Source organism: Paucilactobacillus salsurae (assembly GCF_054784995.1).
Map to the genome: position 1 here is coordinate 169,018 of NZ_BAAHWX010000003.1, position 24,001 is coordinate 193,018.

Here is a 24,001-nt window from a genome sequence, read left to right on the forward strand (position 1 = left end):
TATTTTGTACAAGGACGATTACGATTTAAACCGTGGTACCACCTAGCTTTACAATCCAAAGATTGCCTCTAAAGCATGTTAACGATTGCCGATCGTAAGCACAGCGTGAACCATGATTAACTTTTTAGAGCTCATCTTCACCAACTTCAAGTCCGTTGTTGCACCAATACCAACGGTCTCTGTTACTCGTTGTTAGTTACTCTTCTCATTGTTTTTTAATGTTTTGTTTAATAAGCAATTTAGTTCACCTTGACTAATTTGTCAACCACCAATCAGTTAAATAGGGTATAGTAGTGATGAATAATTTGTGCGAGAGGAGTAATTTGATGGTCACCCCAATTGAAAGTTACATTCAAAACGCACCACAAAACCAACAACCTAAATTAAAAGAAATCTATCAATTATTAAAAAAAACATTACCCGATGCCCAGGAAAAAATTAGTTATCAACTACCTACGTTTTACTGGCATGAAAATGTCGTTCATTTTGGTGGTTTTAAAACTCATTTGGGATTTTACCCCACAGCAACGCCAATTGTTGAATTTAAAGATGAGCTAACTGCATACAAAACATCTAAAGGTGCGATTCAGTTTCCTTATGATCAGGAGCTACCGACAGCGCTAATTTTAAAGATTGTAAAAAGTCGATTAGAGGCTATTCGGATTAAACACAACATTTAATGAAATGAATTAATCTAAGTTGAGGACAATAGGAGTGTACAGATGAAATTAGAATTTGATGTAACTATTGAAGATACACAGACCATTGTGACTTTGCCAAAAAAGCAGGGTAAATTGATTTTCATTGCCGATAAACAAGAACAGACAACCAATGAATTACAATTATTTGTCTCCAAAGGACATGTAATCGCAGTAAATCAAGAGCCAAAAACCTATGACGAGCGCATTATTGTAGAATCTCTGTGGACAATTGAGACTGAGTTTATTGCGCGGTATTTTGAAAATAAAATAACCACTGCTTATCAAGAAATTCCAGCTAACCAGATGAAGATACTCACACCTTATTTTGCGATGATAGAAACAATTCTACGGCGCTTTGGAATTGCGTTAGGCGGCAAACCAAAAGCGACATCTGCTAAAGCTAGACATCGATTTGATAAAACATTAATCAACCATCCGTTTAATGTTGAACGAAATGGCAGTAAGGCGACAGTTTACTGGACCAAGTCTAAAGAAATGACAATCAAAAAAGGCGCTCAATTAGCCCAAAATCAGATTATGAATAAAGATGGATCAATCCGCTATGGAACCAAATATGGCGAAAAATTAAGGGCTGACCATGCAGATTCAATTAAAAACGGCCAAACAACAACTGACATCAAACTACGTAGTGTCAATGAAGTGGGCTTGTTTTTATATTTTGGCGATACAAATGGCTGGTTAGAATTAGTTGATGAAAACGGACGAACATTAGATGAATTGACCAAAGTGTAGTAAGTGTTCGGTAAATACCAGGTTGACAGTTACTAAAAATTTCGATAAAGTAATTCTTAAATTAATCGCTATTAATATTACATTTGTCATCGGGCAAATGATAGTAGGCATTCAAACTCACAGTCGTAGGTTACGCACGGAAACGTGTTATAAGACTGGAGCTGAATGCCTATTTATTTTTTTAAGGAGAGTAGATTATGCTAGCAACAGTTTTAAAGGGGATGCTGATTAGTTTCGCCCTCGTTTCATCAATTGGGATGCAAAATATTTTTGTGTTTAATAACGCCATGACGCACCGATTACGTAAAGCGCTGCTAATCACAGTGTTCATTTGGATTGCTGATACAGCATTGACTTCAGTGGCGTTTTTAGGCATGGGCGCACTGATTGGCAAGTATCTCATTTTAAAACAGATCATTATGGCTGTTGGTGGTCTAATTGTGATCTGGATGGGCTACGGTATTTTGCGCTCAGCTAATCAAATGGGCCTGGGGAATGACGACAAAGAAATGACGCTGACACAAGCATTCAAGGGTGCTTGGATTGTCACATTTGCTAATCCACAGGCTATTATTGATACAGGTATCAGCCTAGGGGCGTTTCGGAGCACGTTAAGTGAATGGCAAGCCTTACCTTTTTTAGGTGGGATTATTTTAGCGACTGCGATTTGGTTTTTTGGGATTACGTTGATTGTTGGCAGCTTAAAAAATCGATTGCCACGTAAGCTTTTAATGTGGATCAATATTATCTCAGGTGCAATTGTGATGATTTACGGTGTTAATTTGATTATTACGGCCATTCGCCTGTTTATTCACTAAATTATGTTTCACGTGAAACATATGATTGACACATAGCATTGGAGAACCAATGCTTTTTTTGTAGATTCACCGTAAGCAAAAATATGGTATTATGAATCAAATCTTTGCTGCAAAGGAGTAACAAATGACTGAATTATATTTAATTCGCCATGGTCAAACCAAAGGTAACGTTTTGAAAATCAACCAAGGCATTACGAATACTGAAATTGCCTATTTAAATGATACTGGAATTAAACAGGCTGAGAAACTGCAAAAACATTTCGATATTAGTTTTGCGGATCTACTAATCGTGAGTCCGTTGGTGAGAACCATGCAAACTGCCGAAATTGTCAATCAGACGGCACAACTGCCGGTTATACAGGACAAACGATTACTTGAAATTTCATATGGCGATTGGGATGGTCATCAAAAAGCCGAACTACTCAAAACATTTCCCCAATTATTTAGCTCGGAGACTGAAGATGTATTACCAGAATACGCTTCAGTTGCACACGGCGAAAAATTTAGTGATGTTGAACAACGGGTAGCAGATTTCACTTATGATATTGTGCGAAAATATCCACATGAAAAAATCGTGGTTGTGTCACATGGCTTTACAATCAGAAGCTTTGTGGTTAACGCGTTAAAAGCAGCTGATCCGTTGGCAGTATTAGAACCAGAGAATGCCAGTGTCAGCAAAATTACGATCATGCCAGACACTTCCCAACAGTTTTTGAACTATTACAGTCAGGATTTCGGAGGCAACAGCACTCATGATTAAAGCAGTATTTTTTGATTTAGATGGCACAGTAACTAATTCTCAAGCGGGTATCGTGAATGCAGTTAATTACGCGATCGAACAATTGGGATTACAAAAATTAAGTGAAAAAACCTTGAATTTGTTTATTGGTCCACCACTTTTTCAAGCTTTCCAAGACTATTGTCATCTTGATGATGAAACAACTCTAAAAGCTGTACAAAAATACCGTGAGTACTATGCTAAGCAAGGTCTATTTGAAAATGAAGTTTACGCTGGAATGACAGAAGCACTGCAAACACTTCAACACAATTACCATTTATATATTGCCACAGCCAAGCCAGAGGTCTATGCTCAACAAATTATCGATCATTTTGAGTTAGATCAGTATTTTGAAAAAGTGTTTGGGGCGACGTTAGACCAGTCTCGCACTAGCAAAATAGATATTATCAAATATGGCTTAGATCAACTAAACTTGTTTAAGCCAGAAGAAGTGGTGATGGTGGGTGATCGGCCTTCTGACATTACCGGTGGTCAGGTCAATGGATTAACTACAATTGGTGTGACATATGGATTTGGCACTAAGCAGGAATTGCAAGAAGCAAAGCCCACACAGCTCATTGAAGGTACTGGAGAATTACCGCGCGCAGTCGATGATATCAATAGAATGAAAGCTAATGAATAACACAGGAATGTGTTATTTTTTATCGTCAAGAAAAAGTTTGACCTTTCTTGACTATATAGCACAAATGTGATATATTATAAATCGAGGAGGTTCAGAAAATGGAAATTGATGTGAAAGCATACCTTGAAGATCATGACTTAACGATCTATCAAGTCGCAAAAACGGGAGGATACGGTTATACCACCATTCATAAATCGTTTAATAAAACACAATCGGATGCCACCTCATTAAATTTAAGAGATTTACATGCTTTGGCGCAAACCATGCACCAGAATATGTGGGAAGTCTTAAAAGAACTAGAAAGTAATTATTTAAAGTAGAGTGGACAACTAAATAGAGTATTTCTCTTAATGAAGAAGTTATTTAGAACTTCCGCTCTGTATAAGGAGGAATTTTACATGGACAATTCATTTTTTAACAACAATGATCCATTCTTTTCAAACAACGGGTTTGACGACATTTTTAACGACATGATGCATGGCATGAATGGCGTTAACTCGGAAAAACACTACTTGGTTAATGGCCAAGAAGTCACTGCAGAACAATTGGAACAAATGCGTCAACAAGCTGCTCAAAAAGGACAATTGCAACAAGGTGGACAAGCTAAGAAAGGCGATAGCATTCTGGAAAAATTAGGCCGTAATTTGACCGCCGAAGCTAAAGCCGGCAAATTAGATCCAGTAATCGGCCGTAACCAAGAAATTCAGGAAACAGCTGAAATTTTGAGCCGTCGGATTAAGAATAACCCTGTGTTGGTCGGAGATGCCGGAGTTGGTAAAACAGCTGTTGTTGAAGGCTTGGCACAAGCAATTGTGAGCGGTAATGTGCCAGCAGCAATTAAAGATAAGCAAATTATCAGTATTGATCTTTCCAACTTGGAAGCTGGAACACAATACCGTGGTAGTTTTGAAGAAAACATTCAAAAATTAATTGAAGAAGTTAAATCTGCTGGCAACGTCATCTTATTCTTTGATGAAATTCATCAAATTTTAGGTGCTGGTTCTACCGGATCAGATTCTGGCTCAAAAGGATTAGCTGATATGATTAAACCAGCATTGAGCCGCGGCGAAATTACCGTTATTGGTGCTACCACCCAAGATGAATATCGTAACACCATCATGAAAGATGCTGCGTTGGCACGGCGATTTAACGAAGTAACAGTTAACGCCCCAAGTGCAGAAGATACATTTAAGATCTTACAAGGCATCAAAGGGTTATATGAAAAGCATCATCACGTTGAATTACCAGATGATGTCTTAAAAGCTGCCGTTGATTTTTCGATTCAATACATTCCACAGCGTTCATTACCTGATAAGGCAATTGATTTGATCGACATGACGGCTGCGCATTTGTCAGCTAAACACCCTGTCACTGATAAGGTTTCTTTGGAGAAACAATTAAAAGAAGCAAAGCAAGCCCAAAGTGACGCGGCTAAAGAAGAACGCTATGAAGACGCTCAAAGTGCTAAACAAACTGTTGAAAAAATTGAAAAGCAACTTAATACAGCTGATGACACGCAAGATGATACGCCAAAAGTTACTGCCACAGTCAACGATGTTGCCCAAGCAACGGAACGACTGACAGGTATTCCAGTATCAAAGATGGGTACCTCAGACATTGAACGCTTAAAGGGTCTCGGAGATCGCTTGCGAGGCAAAGTGATTGGCCAAGATGAAGCTGTTGATATGATTGCCAAAGCCATTCGCAGAAATCGTGCTGGTTTTGACGAGGGTAATCGCCCAATTGGTAGCTTCTTGTTTGTTGGACCAACAGGTGTTGGTAAAACAGAATTGGCTAAGCAATTAGCATTAGACCTGTTTGGCAGTAAAGACAACATTATTCGTTTAGACATGTCTGAATACTCTGATCTCACTGCCGTTTCCAAGTTGATTGGAACGAGTGCTGGGTATGTTGGTTATGAAGATAACGGCAATACTTTAACTGAAAAGGTTCGTCGAAATCCATATTCCATCGTCTTGTTAGATGAAATTGAAAAGGCCCATCCACAAGTTTTAACACTGTTGTTACAATTGATGGATGACGGTCGCTTGACGGATGGTCAAGGTAATGTGGTCAACTTCAAGAACACCGTTGTGATTGCCACTTCGAACGCTGGTTTTGGTGCAGAAAGCCTTTCCGGGGATGATCAAAAAGATCAAACGTTAATGGAAAAATTAGCACCATACTTCAGACCAGAATTCTTGAACCGGTTCAACGGTATTGTAGAATTTAGTCATTTAACTAAAGATGATTTAGGTAAAATTGTTGATTTGATGATGACTGAAGTTAACCAAACTTTAGCTAAGAAAGATATTACACTGACAGTTTCAGATGATGCTAAAAATTGGTTAATTGAACAAGGTTACGACGAAGCAATGGGTGCTCGGCCATTACGTCGGGTGATTGAACAACAAATTCGTGACAAAGTAACTGACTTTTATTTGGATCATTTAGATGTTCATCAATTAAAAGCAGAATTAGTTGATGGCACGATTCAAATTCTTGATGCCACAAAAGAAAAACAACCTGCATAACGTTGAAGGCCTGAGACACTTGTCTCAGGCCTTTTTTGTGAGTAAATTAATGTGGTATAATTACGTCAATAAAAAAACTACCACCGGGTACTAGGTGCGCTTCGTTAGGTCTTTGAAGAAGCGCAACTAGTGCTTTTTTGTTTAGGAGGGCTAACAATGGCATGGATCTATTTAATTATTGCAGGATTATTTGAAACAGCATGGGCAACCACGATGAAACTTAGCGATGGGTTCCAAAAAATGGGTTATTCAGTGTTAACGGTTGTTTTTATGGCGGTGAGCGTGTTGCTGCTCGCTAAAGCCATTAAAGTATTGCCACTAGGTATTGCCTATCCCATTTGGACAGGGATTGGTGCTGTCGGTGCCATTATTGCCGGCGTGATTTTATTTGGTGATCGTATTCCATTAATTACTTGGATATTTGTTGCCATGTTGTTAATTGGGATTGTCGGGATTAAAATAACAGTTTAAAGAGGAGTGACCATAATGAAAAAATTTGTCATTGATCCAGAAGTTATAGAACTATTTCCAGATGTTCAAATCAACTTATTACGTTTAAGTGATTTTGACAATCACGTTCAAGAATCTAAGCAAGATACATTCCAGCAGTTATTGGTAGATGCCGAAAAAGAAGCGCAACAATATGTGACTGTTGAACCATTTCGCAATAATCCAGTGGTCAGCCAGTGGCGCGATGCATTTACGAAATTTAAAACCAAAAAAGGCGCACGCTCGTCTATTGAAGCGTTACTAAAGAGGGTTAGTCAGGGACATGAGTTTACCCCAATTATTCCCTTAGTCGATATTTATAATAGTGTTTCATTAAAATATGCCGTTCCAGTTGGTGGTGAAACCATCAGTGCTATTGATGGCGATTTGCATTTGGGGGTCGCCGATGGCGGCGAATCTTTCAAACCACTTGGTGCTACAGAAGACGCACCTGCTTTACCCGGTGAAGTGATTTATTACGATCAAACAGGTGCAGTATGTCGTTGTTTTAATTGGCGTGAAGCGCAAAGAACGATGCTGACTGAAGAAACAACCGATGCTGTCATGGTGGTCGAGGCCATCAACCAAGAAAAAGCTGTTCGTGCTAATGCAGCCATTGATGAACTAAAAAAGCTAGTTGATCAAACCTTTGCGATTCAATCAACTAGCTCTTCACTTAATGCTCAAACCCTAGAAATCGCATTATAGACAGATAGAATTACTGAGTTTGTTTGAGTTTGGTTTGCGCATTTTTTGGAATTTTATTCCAGCTGATGCGCTCATATTTTTTAACGCCCTTACTATGGGACCAATCAACTTTGATGTAATGGCCAGTTGTAAATTTAGTTCCGGCCATTGATTGGACGGTTAACCTTTCAGAACGGCCCTTTTGATCATAACCAACTAAATGATAAATGTAGTTATGTCCCATCACTTTACCATTTTTGTCTTTTTGCGTGTGCGCGCTATAGTTGTCAGTAACTCTAGCATAGTAAACGGTGTTATTCATCTTTTGATAGGCAAAAATACCACCAATAATCGCGATAAAAACGATAACAATGCCAATGACTTTTTTATTATTCATAATCACGTTATTCCTCCAAAACTTAATAGGTTAACTATATAGAAACTACGGTCGCGCGACAATTAGTTTTTGCAGAATTAACAGATTTTTTAAAAAGGGGAGTCAACATTTACGCCGTAAAAGTGTAGAATAACCAAATGAGTGAAACGGAGGAAGAGATTAGTGGCTAAAATAAAAGATTTCCCCCAACGAATGCGCTTTTGGGTGTTATCTATCTTCATGAATGCGGCCGGTAATGGCTTAACAATTTCGACCCATTTGGGGAGTGCAGTTTGGACCGGGTCGTCGGTTAATTTATCAAACTGGATTCATATTGAGCTTGGGACCACTCTGTTTATTTATGGCGTGGTGATTACAATTGTTAATCAAATTTTACTGGGCCATTTTGATCGGCGTCGATTTCTTTCTAATCTTCTTTATGCGTTCCCGTTCAGCTACCTTGTATCTGGATTTACGATGGTTTGGAATTTTATTGGGGTGCCTTTGTGGAGCGTGCCAATTAGGGTTATATTAGATACTTTAGGAATTTTTGTGATTGCTGCCGCTGTATCGATCTATCAGCGTTCCAATCTATTAATGCATCCGAATGATGACCTTTCTTATATCTTGAGGTTTAAATTTTTAAAAGGTTCTGCAATTTTGGGACAATGGGTCAGTTACGTCCCGCCGATTATTATTATCGTAGTATCTGTTTTGGCAACAGGCAAGATCGAAGCAATTGGGTATGGGACTGTCTTAGCATTAACAATTCAAGGGGCGCTGATGAGTTGGTCTGATACGCACGTTTTTCCACAATTAAAACATCACGTTGATATTTAAAAGAGTAAGCAAAAAGGCTCGCAGGAAGCGAGCCTTTTTCTATAGATGCATTAAAACATCTAAAAGTTGTTTAGCAGATTCATTTAAAGCACCTTTAGACTTGTCGTTACCAAGATGTGTATAAATTTCACCAACGTAAATATTTTGCTTATATAGTTGTTCAAACATCGTGTTAATTAAAGGACGTGTTTTAGCTTCTTCTTGCACTGGGCCAAAAGGATTGGCAAAAAATGTAGTACTCATGCCAACTTCATCAGTGGTTCCTAGTGCCTTACGTTTACCGGCAATAAATGTTTCTTGGGCAATTTGTGGATTTTCAAACTGATGAACCCCAATTTCAGAATCATAATTGTTGGCGTAAACCCACATATCAATAGTATGGTGTGTGACCACACGCTTGAAATTATTGGCAGGAATAATAACACGGGCATTTTTACGTTCAGGATTTAAATAAACCCCACGGTCCATGTTATTAAACGCTACCGCCGTACTTAAGTCATCGAGTCGCACAAACGCGCCGGTTTCGGTTCCTTGAGCGTAAACCTGTCCATTGTCATCGAGCGCAAAGCTGCCCATATCATCAAAAATCGTTTCTAATTCAACAATTTTTTCATCGGCAATTTCTTGCAGTGCTTCAATTGACTCAGACTTACCGGCACCAGAATCACCAAAGAACACAACGGTTTTATTTTTACCATTTGAAAATTTAATTCTAACCATTGAGCCATGAATAGGAAGACGATCAGAATAAATCATGTGCAAGTTATGCAACGTTAAACACATTTTCTTCATGTAGCCAAAGTAGGTGGTCTTGTCATTATATGGCACTTCACCAACCCAGATATCATTTTCTTCATCATGATAATAGTGGCTAACTTGGCCTTCGGTTTGCTCTAAACCGAATAATAAAACCAAATCGGGTTTAGCATTTTCGACTTCTTCACTAGATGCAACTTCAAACAAGTTGGCTAGTGCTAAGCCACTGACAAAGTAATCTTTGTGGAAATAAATAAAGGCTAAACTTTCACCAATTTTAGCTGGAAAACAGAACCAATCATTTTTATCACCATTAAAATGGTCAATTGGATTGTAGTTAACGGCACTGAAGACACCTTCGCGCTTATTACTTTTCGTGTGCATCATCATTGGGGGTCGTAACATAATTGTGTCGACAAAATTAATTTTTTTCAACGCCGAATAGTTGGCGGGCATTTGCCAGCGATGTGGTTCAACTAACACGCAAGCGTTGGTTCCAGCATTAACTTGTCGATAAGTTTTATTAGTAAAACCTTGTAGTTTTTCTTCGACATTTCGGTAGATGCCACGAATTAATTCATTAAAGCGATTATCAATCGACATAAATTCACTCGCCACAATGTTATTATTTTTTAAATTAATCACTGAAATTCTGAGAAATGAACGGTAGAATGAGTATAAATCTTCGATACTTTGTAGTACTTCGGTCTGGTCAAATTCACCTAATGCATCAGGTGTATCAACGAGAATTTGTTTGACCACATTCAAATAGGTCTTTACATCAGTTTGTTCAAAACTTTTAGGTTCATCAGCGTGTTTTTTTGATTTCAGGTATAGGGCCACAATTTTCGCCATTTCGTCACTATTTAAAACGTCAAAAGCATTACTAAGATATTTCTGGCTGTAATCTAATACGGCAATTTTGCGTTCGTCGTTCACATACATTGAATCAGTTTGAATAAAATGATGTTGTTTCATAAAACCTCTAAACCCTTTCTCATACTATTATTATTAATCAACACATTTGTTGATCAGAGTATTAAAGAATACTGTACAACAAAATTAAGTAAAATAATAGAATTATCGAAAAAATTCACAAGGTTAGTTAAAAATACATAAAAAGGAGATCAAATAATGGCAGAAGAACCAAAAAATAATCAATGGCGCAAAAACATTTACGCTTTATGGCTGGGTAATTTTGCCACTGGTGCGGGCGCCAGTATGAGCCTGCCATTTTTACCATTATTCATTGCCTCAATGGATAACTTTCCCAAATGGGAACTAACACTTTACGCAGGGATAGCCTTTGCGGTCACGTTTTTAAGCCAGGCCATCGTGTCACCAATGTGGGGAAAATTAGCTGATCGAACTGGGCGTAAACCAATGTTAATGCGTGCTTCAATTGGAATGACAATCACAGCGACTTTGACTGGCTTTTCTCCTAATGTCTGGGTGCTGATTTTTCTGCGACTGGTTCAGGGGGGCTTTTCAGGTTATATCAATAATGCCTACGCTTTGATTGCTAGTGAAGTGCCTCAATCACAAAGTGGTCGAGCCATGGGTTTTCTCACAACCGGGGCGGTTGGCGGCCAATTAGTGGGGCCGATTATTGGTGGCTTTATCGCCGGTATTTTTGGGTACCGAATTCCATTCTTCATGTTTGGGGTCTTAATGGTGATTGCCACCTTTGTCACCTTATTTGGTGTGAAAGAAGATTTTAAACCACTACCGAAAGTTGATCGAGATCATGAAACGAGTGCGTTTGAAGGGGTTAAAAATGTTCATGTTGTTTGGGCAATGATTATTTCTTCAATGTTAATTCAAGCTGCCACCAATTCGATTAATCCGATTATCAGTCTGTTTGTGCAACAATTAATGCATCATCAAGGTAATGTTGCGTTTGTTAGTGGGGTGATTGCCGCCATGCCAGGAATTGCCACGTTACTAAGTGCTTCACGACTCGGATCATTAGGGGACCACATTGGCCCACAACGGGTGTTAATTGGTGGACTAGTTTTGTCAGGCCTGGTCTTTTTTCCTATGTTTTTCACAACCATGGTCGTACAGCTCGGTATTTTGCGATTTATTGTGGGGATTGCGGATGCTGCGTTACTGCCAGTGACGCAATCTGTGATGACGATTAATACACCAACCACTTCGATTAGTCGTATCTTTAGCTATAACCAATCATTTCAGGCCATTGGGTCAGTGATTGGACCGATGCTGGCCTCTGGTGTTGCTGGTATTTTAGATTATCGATATGTTTTTTTGATGACCACATTACTGGTCCTGATTAACATCGGTGTAGTTCTCGTAGCTTATCGTAAGGACCATATTTCATTAGTGAAACATTGAGTTATTTAGAATGATTCTTAACTAGTTGACATTTAAAATTAGCTACAGTATCCTGAGAGGTGAACTTAACAAATCATTAGGAGGAATTTTCAATGCCAATCAATGCCAAAAAAGCTCAAGATGTCTGGAAAGACGTTGGTCAACACGTTCAATTTACAGTTTTAAAGTTAAAACGAGAGGATCAAGCAAAGGATCAAGCTGCTGTTCGTGAGTTTGCTGATCGTAGCCAAGCAATTGTTCGATCACTACGAATTCGAGATTCACACTTAGAATCTGAATCAGGTTTAAAGGTGGCAATCGGGTTTAGTAATAGTGCCTGGGATTATTTATTCCCCAATGCACCTAAACCAAAAGAATTAGAAACTTATCAAGGCTTAAAAGGCCCTAAATATGAAATGCCAGCTAGTGAAGGAGATATTTTCTTTCACATTCGCGCTAGTAATGAAGCAGTTGTATATGAAGCACAAACGCAATTTAGTAAATTTTTGAAAGATATTACTGATGTCGTTGATGAAACAAAAGGGTTTCGTTATTTTGAAGGCCGTGCGATTATTGGTTTTATCGATGGTACAGAAGCACCAGCTGTTGAAGACGCTCAAGACTACGCTTTGATTGGCGATGAGGATCCACAATTTGAAAATGGTTCATATGCGTTTGCACAAAAATGGCGTCATAATATGGACTTCTGGGAAAAAATGAAGACCGAAGACCAAGAAAAAGCCGTTGGCCGTGAAAAATTTAATGATTTGGAATTAGAAGATGACGACAAATACGAAAATGCACATAATGTCAGTTCAAAAGTCGAAGTCGATGGCGAAGAACAAAAAATCATTCGCATGAATGTACCTTATTCTGATCCAGCTTCTGACAATACCGGAACTTACTTTATGGGTTACGCAAGACATTGGACTGTTACGAGACTGATGTTACAACAGATGCTTGATACCAATGATTTCTTGCTTACTTTTTCAGATATTTTATCCGGACAATTATTCTTTATTCCTTCTAGAACTTTGTTAGAAGAAATTGCAGATGGCAGTTTTGAATAAGTTTTCTAACGGAATGTAGCGTTGCTACATTCTTTTTTTGTGCAATTATTCAGCCAGGTTAGCGAGTTAACTGCTATTTATTAAGGAATCACTTATAATGAAAGTATGTTAGATCTTGGAGGATAAAATGAGTCAAAAGCTAAAAATTGAAGTTCCCACTGAAGTGATTGATAAATATCATCTGCAATCTGGTGATGATATTAAATTAACCTTACGTGCTGGGGATGCGCTAGTTAAACCGATGACACCAGAAGAATCGCAACCATCATCTGTGTGGTGGGCGATTATTCCAGCATTACTGTCAGCTGTCTTTTTTTACGGTTATTTTCTTAATTTAAAAGTTGCGCAACTAAAATTAACGGGAGAACGGTCAATTGCCACAGCCGTTATTATTTTAGGAGTCATTACGGGTATTTTATTATTTGGCATTTTCTTTGTTAAAAGCCGTCGTCACTCGGATAATATTTATTCGCGCTACATCTACTGGCGTAACTTTCCGACAATTGTGATCTCGTTTGCGCTAATGTTATCGTTTGCGCTTCTGGGAATTTTTTGGGTCTTTGGCACGATTTTTGATGGCGCATCGTTTGATCTCGTGACAGCCATGATTATTTTCTTTGTGTTTAATGCGATGAGCAATTATTTTATGATTTTAGCAGCACGGTCCCTTTCGACCACTATGCTCACATCACTCTTGATACTGGTGATTACGACAGGTGTGATTATTTCAATGGCCTCCAATAGTCAACGACGTTGGTGGCAGTATAATCTCAGCTTTTTAGGAACACAGTTGGCAAGTAACAGTTGGCAATTTAATTTGACGCTGATTTTCTCAGCGTTATTAACCGTTGCCTTGGTTGATTTATTATTTGTGTCACTCCAGCATACTTTTCATAATACCTGGCGTTTAATTACATTACGGATATTATTAACTTTAACAGCGGTAGACCTCGGGGCCGTGGGTGTTTTTCCCAATGACGCCCAATTTCATGTGTTACATGACTGGTTGGCCCGCATTTTAGTCTATTTAATTATTATTTTAATTGTGGGTATCCGGTGGTTATTGCCGAAAATTAATACAGAATTTCTGATGACCTCGTATATCATTGGTGTGATTTTATTTGTTGGTAGTTTAACTTTTCAAGTGTTTCATTATTGGTCCCTAACTGCATTTGAAATTGTTTCGTTCATTCTGGCATTTGGCTGGATTTTATTATTATTTGAAGCCTTGCAGCTATTGGTTAAAGAGGCAACGTCTGTATTTATATTGAAACTTAAATAAGTTAAATCTTTGCTAAGAAAACGCTTACATATTATACTAGAAATTGTAATAGTTTCATTATTATTATGTGGAGGTATTTGAATGGCAGATAGATTAAAGGGCAAAGTAGCAGTCATCACAGGCGGTGTTGCCGGTATAGGACTGGGTATCGCCGAATGCTATATTCGCGAAGGAGCGAACATCGTTATTACGGCTAATCACAATGTGGATGGCGGAAAAAAAGCGGTTGAGAGATTTGGCAGTGATCGTGCATTATTTGTTCAACAGAATGTGGCTGATGAAGCGGATTGGCAACGAGTTATTAAAGAAACCATTGATAAGTTTGGTAAATTAGATGTTCTGGTGAATAATGCCGGAATTGGTGGCGGTGGACAACCAATCGAAGATATGGATCTTGCCGCTTGGCAGAATACCATCAATATCAATCTCACTGGTAATTTTTTAGGTGTGAAAGCAGCTATTAACGCGATGAAAGAAACGAATAATGGTAATGGATCCATTATCAATGTGTCATCGGTAGCTGGATTGGTAGGGTTACCAATGGCGCCTGATTATTCAGCTAGCAAAGGTGGAACGAGAATGTTTACCCATGCAGTTGCACTATCACTTGCGCAACGCAAAATTAATATTCGTGTTAATTCAGTTCATCCTGGTTGGATTGACACAAATATTATTCCTAAAGAGGCCAAAGAAATGATTATCAAAACCATTCCTGCAGGCCATTTAGGAGAACCACGAGATATTGGTGAAATTTGTGTCTATTTAGGGAGTGAGGAATCTAAGTATGCTAACGGTGCTGAGTTTACTGTTGATGGTGGCGTTAGAGCTTAGAGGTTTCACGTGTAACAGAAACTTGGAATGGAAAATATGATGGAGGTGCATTATGAAAATTATTGCTTATGGTATTCGTGACGATGAACGTCCTTATTTAGATCAGTGGTCAAAAGACCAAGGAATTGAAGTAAAAGCGGTCAGTGAACTGCTAGATGAAACAACAGTTCAACAGGCTAAAGGATTCGATGGTGCGGTAGTTTATCAACAAAAACCATACACCGCTGAAGTGTTAGATACGCTTGCAAGTTTTGGTATCAAATCATTATCACTTCGTAACGTTGGGGTTGATAATATTGATGCTGATGCCATCAAACGTAATGATATCAAAGTTACCAATGTGCCAGCTTATTCACCAGCAGCCATTGCTGAATTAACGATAACTCAAGTAATGCGTTTACTACGTAAGACCAATGTTTTTGATAAAAAACAAGCAGCGGGTGACTTACGTTGGGCCCCAGATATTGCAACTGAATTAGGTCAGTTAACTGTTGGTGTAATTGCTACAGGGCGAATTGGTCGTGCAGTCATCCAGATTTATAAAGGATTTGGAGCTAAAATTATCGCCTATGATATTTTCCATAACCCTGAGTTGGAAAAAGAGGGAATTTATGTTGACACATTAGATGAACTTTATGCACAAGCAGATGTGATTTCTATTCACTCACCAGCCACCAAAGAAAATGAGCATATGATTAATGATGACTCAATTGCCAAGATGAAAGACGGTGTGATCTTCTTAAATCCAGCTCGTGGCGCATTGGTGGATACTGATGCATTAATTCGTGGTCTTGATAGTGGTAAGATTGGTGGAGCTGCTCTGGATGTCTACGAAGATGAAGTTGGTATTTTTAACTCTGACTTTGGTAGTTTCGATGACATTCCAGATGAACGACTTAAGAATTTAATGAAACGAGATAATGTGTTGGTTACACCACATATTGCTTTCTACACCACAACAGCTGTTAAGAACATGGTTCAATTTGCATTGAACAGTAATAAAAACTTGATTGAAACAGGTCAAGATGACAGTCAAGTGGCTTTTAAATAAATAATAGAGACTAAAAAGGAGAGACGCGCGTCTCTCCTTTTTTTGATGATTAGTTTTAAAAGAATAATTTGCTAGCAATAATGACACAAACTAATAGAATCACTGAACTGGTAATGGCAGCGAGGAAAACATTTTTACCACGTTGCAGAATAACGCGGAAGTTCACGCTCATTCCAAGGGCAGCCATGGCCATTCCTAAAATAATATAGGCAATTTTGACCAATAGCGCTAAGTTAGCTGCACCTAATGGAACAAAAGTACCAATGACACTGGCAGCAATAAAACCAGCCATGAACCATGGAATCGGGAGCTTGGTGTCGCCTTCATTTTTAACAGTGGAATGATTTTTTTGATACCACAAACCAATGATTAATGCAGCCGGTGCTAACATTAAAACTCGTGATAATTTTGTGATGATGGCAGTGTTTAAACTAATTGGACCACCAGCGCTACCAGCAGCGACGGCATGGGCAATTTCATGTAATGAACCACCAGTCATGACCCCAAATTGAGTGGGGGTCATGTGTAATAGTGGCTTGATACCGATTTCGATGAGTGTAAAGACAGTTCCTAAAATGGCAACAATCGCAACGGCTAAAACATCATTTTCATTCTTTTTTGTTACTTCTTCTTTGGTCACTTGAATCTGTGAGGAAATACCCATTACGGCGGCAGCACCACAAATTCCAGTTCCGCTAGCGGCTAAAATTGCTAGTTGCGGATCCACACCAAATTTTCTGGCGATATTATAAGTCACGATAATGGTACCAGTGACAATGAAAATAGCTAAGAGAATGGTTTTCACACCAGCCTGGGCAAGATCGATTAAATTAAGTTTAAATCCTAAAAGAATAATTCCTAAACGCAAAAATTTATTAGAAATAAAACCGATACCAGGTTTAACTGAATCGATCGCCGGCTTGGCAACCTGAGCCACCATTCCTAAAATTAAAGATAATACCAGCGCTCCGATTACTGATAGATAAGGTAATCCGCCGAGAAAAGTTCCTAACAAAGAACAAATCAGCGTAAACAGGGCGGCAAAATAAAATTCACGCGTTTTTAAAACACCGAAAGCTTGCATTGAATAACTCCTCCTCATGATTTGCAATTGAATAAAATTAGTTTACCAGTTATGCTGTATAAGTAAAAATTAAAAATATTTGTACCTTAATAAAATTTGCTTATAATGAATAAAGGAGAAAAAATGCTTGATAAACGTTATCTAACATTGGCCCTGTTAGCCAAAACAAAATCATACACAGCAACAGCTAAACAATTATTTATGACACAACCCGCTGTGTCGCAACAAATTGCTAGTTTAGAAGCTGAATTAGCATTGAAATTAGTGAACTATGAACATCAAACACTACAAATTACAGCTGCCGGCAAAAACTTAGTAGAGTTTGTTGACAAAACGCAGTCGGAAGCTAATAAATTAATGAAATTGTTGAATAGCGAGATGACGCAAAGGACACTCAAAATCGGGTCAACCAGATCATTAGCCATTTTTCTATTACCAGATTTAATTCAACAAATTGACCAAGCTAATCAAAATATCCAAACTATTATTGGTAATACGGATGATGTGTTAACAGCATTGCGAAATGGTCAAATTGATTTTGGTTTGATTGAAGGTAATTTTGATAAGGTTGAATTTGATGCCATCAAAATTAAGAATGAACCCTTCATTGGCGTCACCAAGAAAAAATTACAATCAGAAAGAGTAACAATTGAAGAGTTGTTTGATCAACCTTTATTGATTCGTGAATCCGGATCTGGTACTCGTGATATTTTCAAGAGTTGGCTGGCAACGCAAAATTTTGAATTAAACGATTTTGATCGACAAATTGAAGTGGCTTCACCAATGTCAATTACCACACTGCTAAAAAAAGGAGTGGGCATTAGTTTTATGTATGAATCATTAGTTAAAGAAGCCATTGATCGACACGAATTACGACAAATTCACATCCGTGATTTTAACATTCATCATCCACTGAATTTAGTATATTTAAAAAATAGTTACTTTGCTGACGAGTATCAACAATTTGCACAATTATTAAACTAATTAAAGTTGATATAGGCAATCATTGCCATGGACATTAGTTGCACCTCGATATATAATTAAAGAACAGGAACCATAAAATATCTCGGAGGTGCATATCATGACTAAAAGTAAAGCAGTAATGATTGGTGCAGGATTGGCGAATATGGCAGCAGCGGTGTATTTGATTCAAGAAGGACACTGGCAAGGTGATCAAATCACCTTCTATGCGTTGGACGATCATGGTGCAAATGATGGTGCGCCTACCGATGAAACAACGGATGAATATTGGAATAAGCAACATCCAATGGAAAATACCAAAGGCTATGTTGCCCGTGGCGGACGGATGTTAAACTATCGAACCTATGTTGATTTGATGGACTTATTGGATCGCGTGCCATCAGCGACAGAACCCAATATGACAGCTGCTCAGGATACACATGATTTCGATGCTAAACACCGTACGTTTGATAAAGCGCGGCTGTTACAAGGCGGAAATGGCATTATCAACGGTGGCCACTTGGGTCTGAACAATAAGGACCGTATGCTGTTAAGTCGGTTAGTATTAATGCCCGATTCACAAGAAGAAAAGCTTGATAATGTCAGCATTGCTGATTATTTTGAATCATCACCACATATTTTTACCACGAATTTTTGGTACATGTGGGAAACAACGTTTGCCTTTCGAATTCAAAGTTCAGCACAAGAATTGCGACGCTATATGCATCAAATGATTTATGAGTTTACGCAAATTGAACATTTAGTTGGTGTTAACCGCACGCGCTACAACCAATATGAAAGTATTATGCTACCGTTAATTAATTACTTGAAAGAACAAGGTTGTCAGATTATTTTGAACCGGCGTGTCCAGGATTGGCAATTTAAAGAAACAGCGATGCAAGATGAAATTACGGTTACTGGACTGAGCATTGAAAATACAAAAACCGGGGATGTTGATCAACTAGAAATTGACGATGACACTGCTGTGTTCTTCACAAATGGGTCAATCACAGATTCAGCTACAATGGGGGATTATAATACTGCAGCACCAGAAAACATGGATTACGGTGCGGCTGCAGGATTATGGAAGAAAGCAACAGAGCATTTTTACAATTTAGGTAATCCGGACAAGTTCTTTGCGGACCGGAATGCCAGTGAATGGGTAAGTTTCACACTCACAACCAAAAATCATCTGTTACTGAACGAAATTACCCGTATTACAACACAAGTACCTGGTAACGCCTTAAATTCGTTTATCTCGACCAAACCAATCAGTTCAATGGGTTATGAAGATGTGAACATGTCAATTGTGGTTCATCATCAACCACACTTTACAACCCAAAAACCAAACGAGTCTGTTATTTGGGGTTATTTCCTCTACCCAAGACGCTCTGGTGAATTTGTCGACAAACCATATATTGAAATGACAGGTAAAGAAATGCTAACTGAATTGCTTGGGCAACTAGCAAAAGTTGATCCAGGGCCACTTAATATTTCAGAAAAAGCGGATGACATCTATGATAGTGTCATTAACAATATTCCTGTTTACATGCCATATGCTTCAGCACTGTTTAATAATCGTGCCAAAACTGATCGGCCTGAAGTCATTCCACAACATTCAACTAACTTAGCATTCACTGGCGAATTTGTGGAACAACCTTACCAGATGGTCTTTACCGAACAAAGTGCTGTGCGTTCAGGTGAAATTGCGGCATATCACTTCGCAGGAGTACCAATGGATCATTTAGTCAAGAATCCACGTTTTGATAAAGATCCGAAGGTATTGGCTCGTGCGACGAAAAAAATGTTTGAATAATTAATAATTCAAAGCAGTTGCACGGCTGCTAAAATGGTGCTATAGTCGTGGCAATCAATAAAGGAGGTGATGTCTTTTGTCTAATGGAAAACAACTTAAGACATCAGCGTCCGTGAATAACGGTGAAAACGACTGATGTGATTAAGGAAGGGCCAGCAAAATATTATTGCTGGTCTTTTTATTTATCACAATTGCGCAAGCTAGCCTTTTAACTAAAAAGTCGATATACTGGACTGTGCGGTTATTTTAAATGGGGAGGTGCAATTGTGACTAAGAAAACCAAACAAGCGATTTTCATTTTAATTTTTAGTGAATTCTTGGTCTGTCTCGGAATTAGCTTAGTAATTCCGGTCATGCCATTTATCAAGAATGAACTTCATTTAACAGCGACTGACATGGGAATCATGACATCCTTGTTTGCGTTGGCACAGTTCATTGCCTCGCCAATCGTGGGTCGTATTTCTGACAAAATGGGTCGAAAACCAGTTTTGGTTGTCGGACTATTTTTGTATATGTTATCTGAAGTTCTATTTGCGATCACAAATAAACTATACATGTTCAACATTTCGCGGGTGGTCGGTGGCCTTTCTGCAGCAATGGTGGTGCCAACAGCGATGGCGATGGCAGCTGATATTACTACTAAACAACAACGTGCGAAAGTGATTGGGTGGCTATCGGCTGCATTTAGTGGTGGCTTAATTCTAGGCCCCGGAATTGGCGGTATTTTAGCTAAAATCGATTACAAAGCGCCATTTTGGTCAGCTGGTGTGTTAGGAATTCTGAGTACGATTGCTTTAGCAATTATGTTGCCTAAGGAAAGTGAACTAGTGCATCATGATGGTGGTCCAATTCGACCAGATATTGCTGAACCACCAACCAAGTTCATGGCTATTTTGACTAAACCGGTCATTATTTTGTTTTTAATGATTTTAGTGTCGTCTTTTGCCTTACAAGGGTTTGAGAGTATTTATAGCATTTACGTTAATGAAGTATTTAAGTTTAGCTTGGACAATATTGCCTTAGTCCTAACACTGAATGGATTAATTTCGTTATTCATGCAAGTTGTCATGTTTGATCGTTTAATTATTTGGTTCAGCGAAACAAAGGTGATTCGCTATTGTTTCTTATTCAGCTTTGTTGGGACGTTGTGGATTGTTTTTGCCCACTCGAAGTGGGAAGTCGTGGTTGCAACTTTAATTAACTTTACGGCATTTGATCTGTTGCGACCGGCAATTACAACATTACTAACTAAGATTAGCGCCAAGAATCAAGGATTAATTAATGGCCTGAATATGTCATTAACCAGTGTTGGGAATGTTGTTGGACCAATCATGGCAGGGGCCTTGCTAGATTGGAATTATCATCTACCATACATCGTGGTTGCGGTCTTTATGGTAGTTTCATACTTAATTGCTTTTCAAATTAAAATCAAAGTTGATAATAATCCGTTACGGGAATAAAAAAGCCTGAAACAATCAGTTTCAGGCTTTTTAATTATCTAAAATTTTCCAAAATGTGACTAATTGCGGTCGTCATTTGCGCAGTTGAGGTAGCAAAGTTCATTCTAAACCATTTATCACCATTGGCGCCAAAATGAGAACCGTTAATCAATTCTACACCTGCTTCATCAACTAATTTTTGGTAAATTTGCGTCTCGGTTAAATCGATATTATTAAAATCTAACCACATCAGGTAGGTTGATTCTGGCAGCATTGGGTGGATGGGCGAATTTTCGAATAATTGCATTGCGACCTCGCGATTATTTTTAAGATAACTCATCAATTCATCGTGCCATTGTTGCCCATTTGTTAATGCACTAGTAGTCGCGTTAATTCCAGGTGTTGAAATACCGCCTGCAAACTCAGATTCGATCAAATCGTTCATCTTGTTACGTAGATATTCATTTTTGACGAACATATAGGCATTTTTTACGCCAGGCATGTTAAAAGTTTTCGTAGCTGAAGTAACAACGGTGCTAATTTGACTAGCTTCAGGCAATTCATATAGCGAAGTATAGTCGGTTGGCTGAAAGACTAAATCTTGATGAATTTCATCTGAAATAATGAAGAAATGATATTGCTGTGCTAAAGCGACGAGCTTTGATAAATCATCTTTGGTCCAAACATGACCACTTGGGTTTTGTGGATTACATAAAATGATAGCTGCAATATTTTTGGCAGTAATTGTTGCCTCTAATTTGGCAAAATCAATTTGATATTGATTTTGGCTGGTTAATGTGAGATCAAATTCAACCAAATTGCGTTTTGTTTTGGTCACTGCTGCAGAAAACGGTGCATAGACTGGATCGAAAATTAAAACATTGTCTTGTGGATCAGTTACAGTTCGGAGCGCAGTGGAAACACCACTCAAAACACCAGTTAATGAAATAATTTCCTCAGGATTAATTTGAACATGATGGTTTTTGGCTTGCCAATTAATAATACTCTGATAATAATCGGTGCCTGGAGAGTCGTACCCAAAAATATGAGATTTAGGGACTAGACTATTCAAAACGAAGTCTGGGGTTTCAAAATCCATATCAGCAATTGTCATTGCGATGACATCTTGGTGCCCTTTTTCATTAGTAATAGCCCATTTATGGTTAGTTGTTTGTGATCGATCAACAATCGTATCAAATGACATGTTATCACTCCTTGAAAAATGTGCTGATTTCATTCTAACATTGTTGCTAGTTAAAAATAAAACACTAAAATTGCGAATACCAGGTATTCAATGTATGATTAAAGCTGTTCAGTTCAAGGAGATAGGTTAATGAAAACGAAGCTCACGCATTTTCTTAATATAAAAATAACGGGCATCTTGATTTTTGCAGGACTCATTGTAATTGAAGCGTTTGCTTTTGTGGCATTTAGTCAATTAGCTTTGACGGTCGCACAAATTATGATTATGGGCACTGCCAGTGGCGCCAGCAATTTTGTCTTTGGCTATTTCGTGTTTATTGTGTTTGAACTAGTCGTATTCATATGGAGCGTTTGGCGCTTTATTCAATATTTAAGAATGTGAAAAAAGGTTACACACTGATTAATCAGTGTGTAACCCTTTTTAAATTTAATAATCGCCATTCATAATTGAATTTTTAACAACTACGTAATCGACTTTTTCAAGTGATTGTAAGTCTTTGCCACCAGCATAAGAAATCGATGACTGTAAATCTTCTTGCATCTCATATAGGGTATCTTTGATGCTACCGCGGAATGGCACTAACATTTGCTTACCTTCAACGTTACGATAGGCCCCTTTTTGTGTTTCTGAAGCGGAACCCCAGTATTGCTTGTAGTCCTTACCATCAATTTTGATCATGTTTCCTGGTGATTCAACGTGGCCAGCAAGTAGTGAACCAACCATGACCATCGAAGCACCAAAGCGGACAGACTTAGCAATATCACCATTGTGACGAATACCACCGTCAGCAATTAACGGTTTACGGGCCGCTTTGCTACACCACTTAAGTGCAGCTAATTGCCAGCCACCAGTCCCAAAACCGGTTTTTAGTTTAGTAATGCAGGCTTTACCAGGCCCAACGCCAACTTTAGTAGCATCTGCACCGGCATTTTCTAATTCTCGGACAGCTTCAGGAGTTGCCACGTTACCTGCAATCACAAAAGACCCCGGTAATTGATTTTTAATAAATTTAATCATCTTGATGACATAGTCTGAATGACCATGGGCAACATCGATGGTAATGTATTCAGGAGTTAAATTAGCAGCGGCAAGGTCACGAATAAAGTGGTATTCGCTATCTTTAATGCCGACCGAAATAGAAGCAAATAGGCCTTTATCTTGTAAATGCTTAACGAAGGCTAGCCGCGTTTCTGGATTGAAACGGTGCATGACATAAAAATAATCATTTTCAGCCATCCAAATTGCTAATTCTTCATCAATCACGCTCGCCATATTAGCGGGCACCACTGGAATTTTGAATTTGCGGGGACCAAATTGAATACTCGTATCAGCATCGCTTCTGCTTTCAATAATGCATTTACTTGGGATTAGTTGAATATCATCGTAGTCAAAAGTTTCCATATACCTAACTCCTTAGTATCGTTCGTTTTTCTAAACCACCTATCGAATATACAGACATTCTTACAAAAAGTCAACAAAAAAGTCGTACATTAATAAAAAACAAAAAAATAATGTTCGTGTTTACCTTGACCCTAACTACGTTCCTTGTTAAAAT

Annotated in this window: 24 protein-coding genes; 19 read left to right on the top strand and 5 right to left on the bottom strand. The window is 38.4% G+C overall.

Translation table 11 applies throughout. The features are described 5' to 3' along the window. Window positions 1-326: 326 nt before the first annotated feature. From ACYVQZ_RS04410 to ACYVQZ_RS04450, 9 genes are all read left to right on the top strand, one after another. On the top strand, window positions 327-680 hold the full coding sequence (locus tag ACYVQZ_RS04410; RefSeq protein ID WP_461240188.1) for an iron chaperone: 354 nt from the start codon (window positions 327-329) through the stop codon (window positions 678-680). A gap of 42 nt (window positions 681-722) precedes the next feature. Next, window positions 723-1,454: a hypothetical protein gene (locus ACYVQZ_RS04415; protein WP_461240189.1), complete on the top strand. Its 732-nt coding sequence runs from the start codon at window positions 723-725 to the stop codon at window positions 1,452-1,454. A gap of 197 nt (window positions 1,455-1,651) precedes the next feature. Continuing rightward, the gene (locus ACYVQZ_RS04420) at window positions 1,652-2,272 is read left to right on the top strand and encodes a LysE/ArgO family amino acid transporter (protein ID WP_461240190.1); all 621 of its coding nucleotides are present in this window, start codon (window positions 1,652-1,654) and stop codon (window positions 2,270-2,272) included. A 124-nt stretch (window positions 2,273-2,396) separates the two neighbouring features. Continuing rightward, a complete protein-coding gene (locus tag ACYVQZ_RS04425) occupies window positions 2,397-3,032 on the top strand; it encodes a histidine phosphatase family protein (RefSeq protein WP_461240191.1) in 636 nt (211 codons plus the stop codon). After that, complete coding sequence (locus ACYVQZ_RS04430) at window positions 3,025-3,693, top strand: NIF family HAD-type phosphatase (RefSeq protein WP_461240192.1); 669 nt, start codon at window positions 3,025-3,027, stop codon at window positions 3,691-3,693. Before ACYVQZ_RS04425 ends, ACYVQZ_RS04430 begins: the two co-directional genes overlap by 8 nt. Before the next feature lie 98 nt (window positions 3,694-3,791). Beyond that, entirely contained in the window at window positions 3,792-4,013 is a 222-nt protein-coding gene (locus ACYVQZ_RS04435) for a transcriptional regulator (RefSeq protein ID WP_461240193.1), read from the top strand. Between the two features lie 78 nt (window positions 4,014-4,091). Beyond that, window positions 4,092-6,227: an ATP-dependent Clp protease ATP-binding subunit gene (locus ACYVQZ_RS04440; RefSeq protein WP_461240194.1), complete on the top strand. Its 2,136-nt coding sequence runs from the start codon at window positions 4,092-4,094 to the stop codon at window positions 6,225-6,227. Window positions 6,228-6,383: 156 nt separating this feature from the next. Beyond that, window positions 6,384-6,698, top strand: coding sequence for a DMT family transporter (locus tag ACYVQZ_RS04445; RefSeq protein ID WP_461240195.1), 315 nt, complete (start codon window positions 6,384-6,386; stop codon window positions 6,696-6,698). Between the two features lie 15 nt (window positions 6,699-6,713). After that, complete coding sequence (locus ACYVQZ_RS04450; protein WP_461240196.1) at window positions 6,714-7,424, top strand: B3/B4 domain-containing protein; 711 nt, start codon at window positions 6,714-6,716, stop codon at window positions 7,422-7,424. A 10-nt stretch (window positions 7,425-7,434) separates the two neighbouring features. Here the strand turns inward: ACYVQZ_RS04450 and ACYVQZ_RS04455 are convergent, their stop codons facing one another. Continuing rightward, on the bottom strand, window positions 7,435-7,800 hold the full coding sequence (locus ACYVQZ_RS04455; protein WP_461240197.1) for a YxeA family protein: 366 nt from the start codon (window positions 7,798-7,800) through the stop codon (window positions 7,435-7,437). 162 nt (window positions 7,801-7,962) lie between these two features. Between ACYVQZ_RS04455 and ACYVQZ_RS04460 the strand changes: the two genes are divergently transcribed. Continuing rightward, a complete protein-coding gene (locus tag ACYVQZ_RS04460) occupies window positions 7,963-8,619 on the top strand; it encodes a DUF6198 family protein (RefSeq protein ID WP_461240198.1) in 657 nt (218 codons plus the stop codon). A 39-nt stretch (window positions 8,620-8,658) separates the two neighbouring features. Here ACYVQZ_RS04460 and ACYVQZ_RS04465 read toward each other — a convergent pair whose 3' ends face one another. Beyond that, the gene (locus tag ACYVQZ_RS04465) at window positions 8,659-10,353 is read right to left on the bottom strand and encodes a phosphoenolpyruvate carboxykinase (RefSeq protein ID WP_461240199.1); all 1,695 of its coding nucleotides are present in this window, start codon (window positions 10,351-10,353) and stop codon (window positions 8,659-8,661) included. A gap of 156 nt (window positions 10,354-10,509) precedes the next feature. Between ACYVQZ_RS04465 and ACYVQZ_RS04470 the strand changes: the two genes are divergently transcribed. From ACYVQZ_RS04470 to ACYVQZ_RS04490, 5 genes are all read left to right on the top strand, one after another. Next, the gene (locus tag ACYVQZ_RS04470) at window positions 10,510-11,730 is read left to right on the top strand and encodes an MFS transporter (protein WP_461240200.1); all 1,221 of its coding nucleotides are present in this window, start codon (window positions 10,510-10,512) and stop codon (window positions 11,728-11,730) included. 92 nt (window positions 11,731-11,822) lie between these two features. Beyond that, window positions 11,823-12,779 (top strand): Dyp-type peroxidase, encoded by a 957-nt coding sequence (locus ACYVQZ_RS04475; RefSeq protein WP_461240201.1) that lies wholly within the window; start codon window positions 11,823-11,825, stop codon window positions 12,777-12,779. Window positions 12,780-12,906: 127 nt separating this feature from the next. Continuing rightward, complete coding sequence (locus ACYVQZ_RS04480; RefSeq protein ID WP_461240202.1) at window positions 12,907-14,061, top strand: DUF998 domain-containing protein; 1,155 nt, start codon at window positions 12,907-12,909, stop codon at window positions 14,059-14,061. Window positions 14,062-14,142: 81 nt separating this feature from the next. Then, a complete protein-coding gene (locus ACYVQZ_RS04485; protein ID WP_461240203.1) occupies window positions 14,143-14,892 on the top strand; it encodes a glucose 1-dehydrogenase in 750 nt (249 codons plus the stop codon). Between the two features lie 52 nt (window positions 14,893-14,944). Then, window positions 14,945-15,943 carry a D-2-hydroxyacid dehydrogenase gene (locus tag ACYVQZ_RS04490; RefSeq protein WP_461240204.1) on the top strand — a complete coding sequence of 333 codons (999 nt, stop codon included), beginning with the start codon at window positions 14,945-14,947 and terminating at the stop codon, window positions 15,941-15,943. 55 nt (window positions 15,944-15,998) lie between these two features. Here ACYVQZ_RS04490 and ACYVQZ_RS04495 read toward each other — a convergent pair whose 3' ends face one another. Then, window positions 15,999-17,027: a YeiH family protein gene (locus tag ACYVQZ_RS04495; RefSeq protein WP_461240205.1), complete on the bottom strand. Its 1,029-nt coding sequence runs from the start codon at window positions 17,025-17,027 to the stop codon at window positions 15,999-16,001. A gap of 123 nt (window positions 17,028-17,150) precedes the next feature. Between ACYVQZ_RS04495 and ACYVQZ_RS04500 the strand changes: the two genes are divergently transcribed. From ACYVQZ_RS04500 to ACYVQZ_RS04510, 3 genes are all read left to right on the top strand, one after another. Further along, on the top strand, window positions 17,151-18,011 hold the full coding sequence (locus tag ACYVQZ_RS04500) for a LysR substrate-binding domain-containing protein (RefSeq protein WP_461240206.1): 861 nt from the start codon (window positions 17,151-17,153) through the stop codon (window positions 18,009-18,011). 97 nt (window positions 18,012-18,108) lie between these two features. Beyond that, the gene (locus tag ACYVQZ_RS04505) at window positions 18,109-19,803 is read left to right on the top strand and encodes an oleate hydratase (protein WP_461240207.1); all 1,695 of its coding nucleotides are present in this window, start codon (window positions 18,109-18,111) and stop codon (window positions 19,801-19,803) included. A gap of 266 nt (window positions 19,804-20,069) precedes the next feature. Beyond that, window positions 20,070-21,263 (top strand): MFS transporter, encoded by a 1,194-nt coding sequence (locus tag ACYVQZ_RS04510; protein ID WP_461240208.1) that lies wholly within the window; start codon window positions 20,070-20,072, stop codon window positions 21,261-21,263. A gap of 34 nt (window positions 21,264-21,297) precedes the next feature. On the opposite strand, the gene ACYVQZ_RS04515 is transcribed toward ACYVQZ_RS04510, so the two are convergent. Continuing rightward, window positions 21,298-22,446 carry a MalY/PatB family protein gene (locus tag ACYVQZ_RS04515; RefSeq protein WP_461240209.1) on the bottom strand — a complete coding sequence of 383 codons (1,149 nt, stop codon included), beginning with the start codon at window positions 22,444-22,446 and terminating at the stop codon, window positions 21,298-21,300. Window positions 22,447-22,575: 129 nt separating this feature from the next. Here ACYVQZ_RS04515 and ACYVQZ_RS04520 point away from each other — a divergent pair, with 129 nt between their 5' ends. Further along, window positions 22,576-22,827 carry a hypothetical protein gene (locus tag ACYVQZ_RS04520; protein ID WP_461240210.1) on the top strand — a complete coding sequence of 84 codons (252 nt, stop codon included), beginning with the start codon at window positions 22,576-22,578 and terminating at the stop codon, window positions 22,825-22,827. 45 nt (window positions 22,828-22,872) lie between these two features. On the opposite strand, the gene ACYVQZ_RS04525 is transcribed toward ACYVQZ_RS04520, so the two are convergent. Next, the gene (locus tag ACYVQZ_RS04525; protein ID WP_461240211.1) at window positions 22,873-23,847 is read right to left on the bottom strand and encodes a GMP reductase; all 975 of its coding nucleotides are present in this window, start codon (window positions 23,845-23,847) and stop codon (window positions 22,873-22,875) included. Window positions 23,848-24,001: the final 154 nt, after the last annotated feature.

Bases quoted from the DNA above. Each gene is read 5' to 3' on its own strand.
- ACYVQZ_RS04410 (WP_461240188.1), top strand. From the start codon at position 327: ATGGTCACCCCAATTGAAAGTTACATTCAAAACGCACCACAAAACCAA.
- ACYVQZ_RS04415 (WP_461240189.1), top strand. From the start codon at position 723: ATGAAATTAGAATTTGATGTAACTATTGAAGATACACAGACCATTGTG.
- ACYVQZ_RS04420 (WP_461240190.1), top strand. From the start codon at position 1,652: ATGCTAGCAACAGTTTTAAAGGGGATGCTGATTAGTTTCGCCCTCGTT.
- ACYVQZ_RS04425 (WP_461240191.1), top strand. From the start codon at position 2,397: ATGACTGAATTATATTTAATTCGCCATGGTCAAACCAAAGGTAACGTT.
- ACYVQZ_RS04430 (WP_461240192.1), top strand. From the start codon at position 3,025: ATGATTAAAGCAGTATTTTTTGATTTAGATGGCACAGTAACTAATTCT.
- ACYVQZ_RS04435 (WP_461240193.1), top strand. From the start codon at position 3,792: ATGGAAATTGATGTGAAAGCATACCTTGAAGATCATGACTTAACGATC.
- ACYVQZ_RS04440 (WP_461240194.1), top strand. From the start codon at position 4,092: ATGGACAATTCATTTTTTAACAACAATGATCCATTCTTTTCAAACAAC.
- ACYVQZ_RS04445 (WP_461240195.1), top strand. From the start codon at position 6,384: ATGGCATGGATCTATTTAATTATTGCAGGATTATTTGAAACAGCATGG.
- ACYVQZ_RS04450 (WP_461240196.1), top strand. From the start codon at position 6,714: ATGAAAAAATTTGTCATTGATCCAGAAGTTATAGAACTATTTCCAGAT.
- ACYVQZ_RS04455 (WP_461240197.1), bottom strand. From the start codon at position 7,800: ATGAATAATAAAAAAGTCATTGGCATTGTTATCGTTTTTATCGCGATT.
- ACYVQZ_RS04465 (WP_461240199.1), bottom strand. From the start codon at position 10,353: ATGAAACAACATCATTTTATTCAAACTGATTCAATGTATGTGAACGAC.
- ACYVQZ_RS04470 (WP_461240200.1), top strand. From the start codon at position 10,510: ATGGCAGAAGAACCAAAAAATAATCAATGGCGCAAAAACATTTACGCT.
- ACYVQZ_RS04475 (WP_461240201.1), top strand. From the start codon at position 11,823: ATGCCAATCAATGCCAAAAAAGCTCAAGATGTCTGGAAAGACGTTGGT.
- ACYVQZ_RS04480 (WP_461240202.1), top strand. From the start codon at position 12,907: ATGAGTCAAAAGCTAAAAATTGAAGTTCCCACTGAAGTGATTGATAAA.
- ACYVQZ_RS04485 (WP_461240203.1), top strand. From the start codon at position 14,143: ATGGCAGATAGATTAAAGGGCAAAGTAGCAGTCATCACAGGCGGTGTT.
- ACYVQZ_RS04490 (WP_461240204.1), top strand. From the start codon at position 14,945: ATGAAAATTATTGCTTATGGTATTCGTGACGATGAACGTCCTTATTTA.
- ACYVQZ_RS04495 (WP_461240205.1), bottom strand. From the start codon at position 17,027: ATGCAAGCTTTCGGTGTTTTAAAAACGCGTGAATTTTATTTTGCCGCC.
- ACYVQZ_RS04500 (WP_461240206.1), top strand. From the start codon at position 17,151: ATGCTTGATAAACGTTATCTAACATTGGCCCTGTTAGCCAAAACAAAA.
- ACYVQZ_RS04505 (WP_461240207.1), top strand. From the start codon at position 18,109: ATGACTAAAAGTAAAGCAGTAATGATTGGTGCAGGATTGGCGAATATG.
- ACYVQZ_RS04515 (WP_461240209.1), bottom strand. From the start codon at position 22,446: ATGTCATTTGATACGATTGTTGATCGATCACAAACAACTAACCATAAA.
- ACYVQZ_RS04520 (WP_461240210.1), top strand. From the start codon at position 22,576: ATGAAAACGAAGCTCACGCATTTTCTTAATATAAAAATAACGGGCATC.
- ACYVQZ_RS04525 (WP_461240211.1), bottom strand. From the start codon at position 23,847: ATGGAAACTTTTGACTACGATGATATTCAACTAATCCCAAGTAAATGC.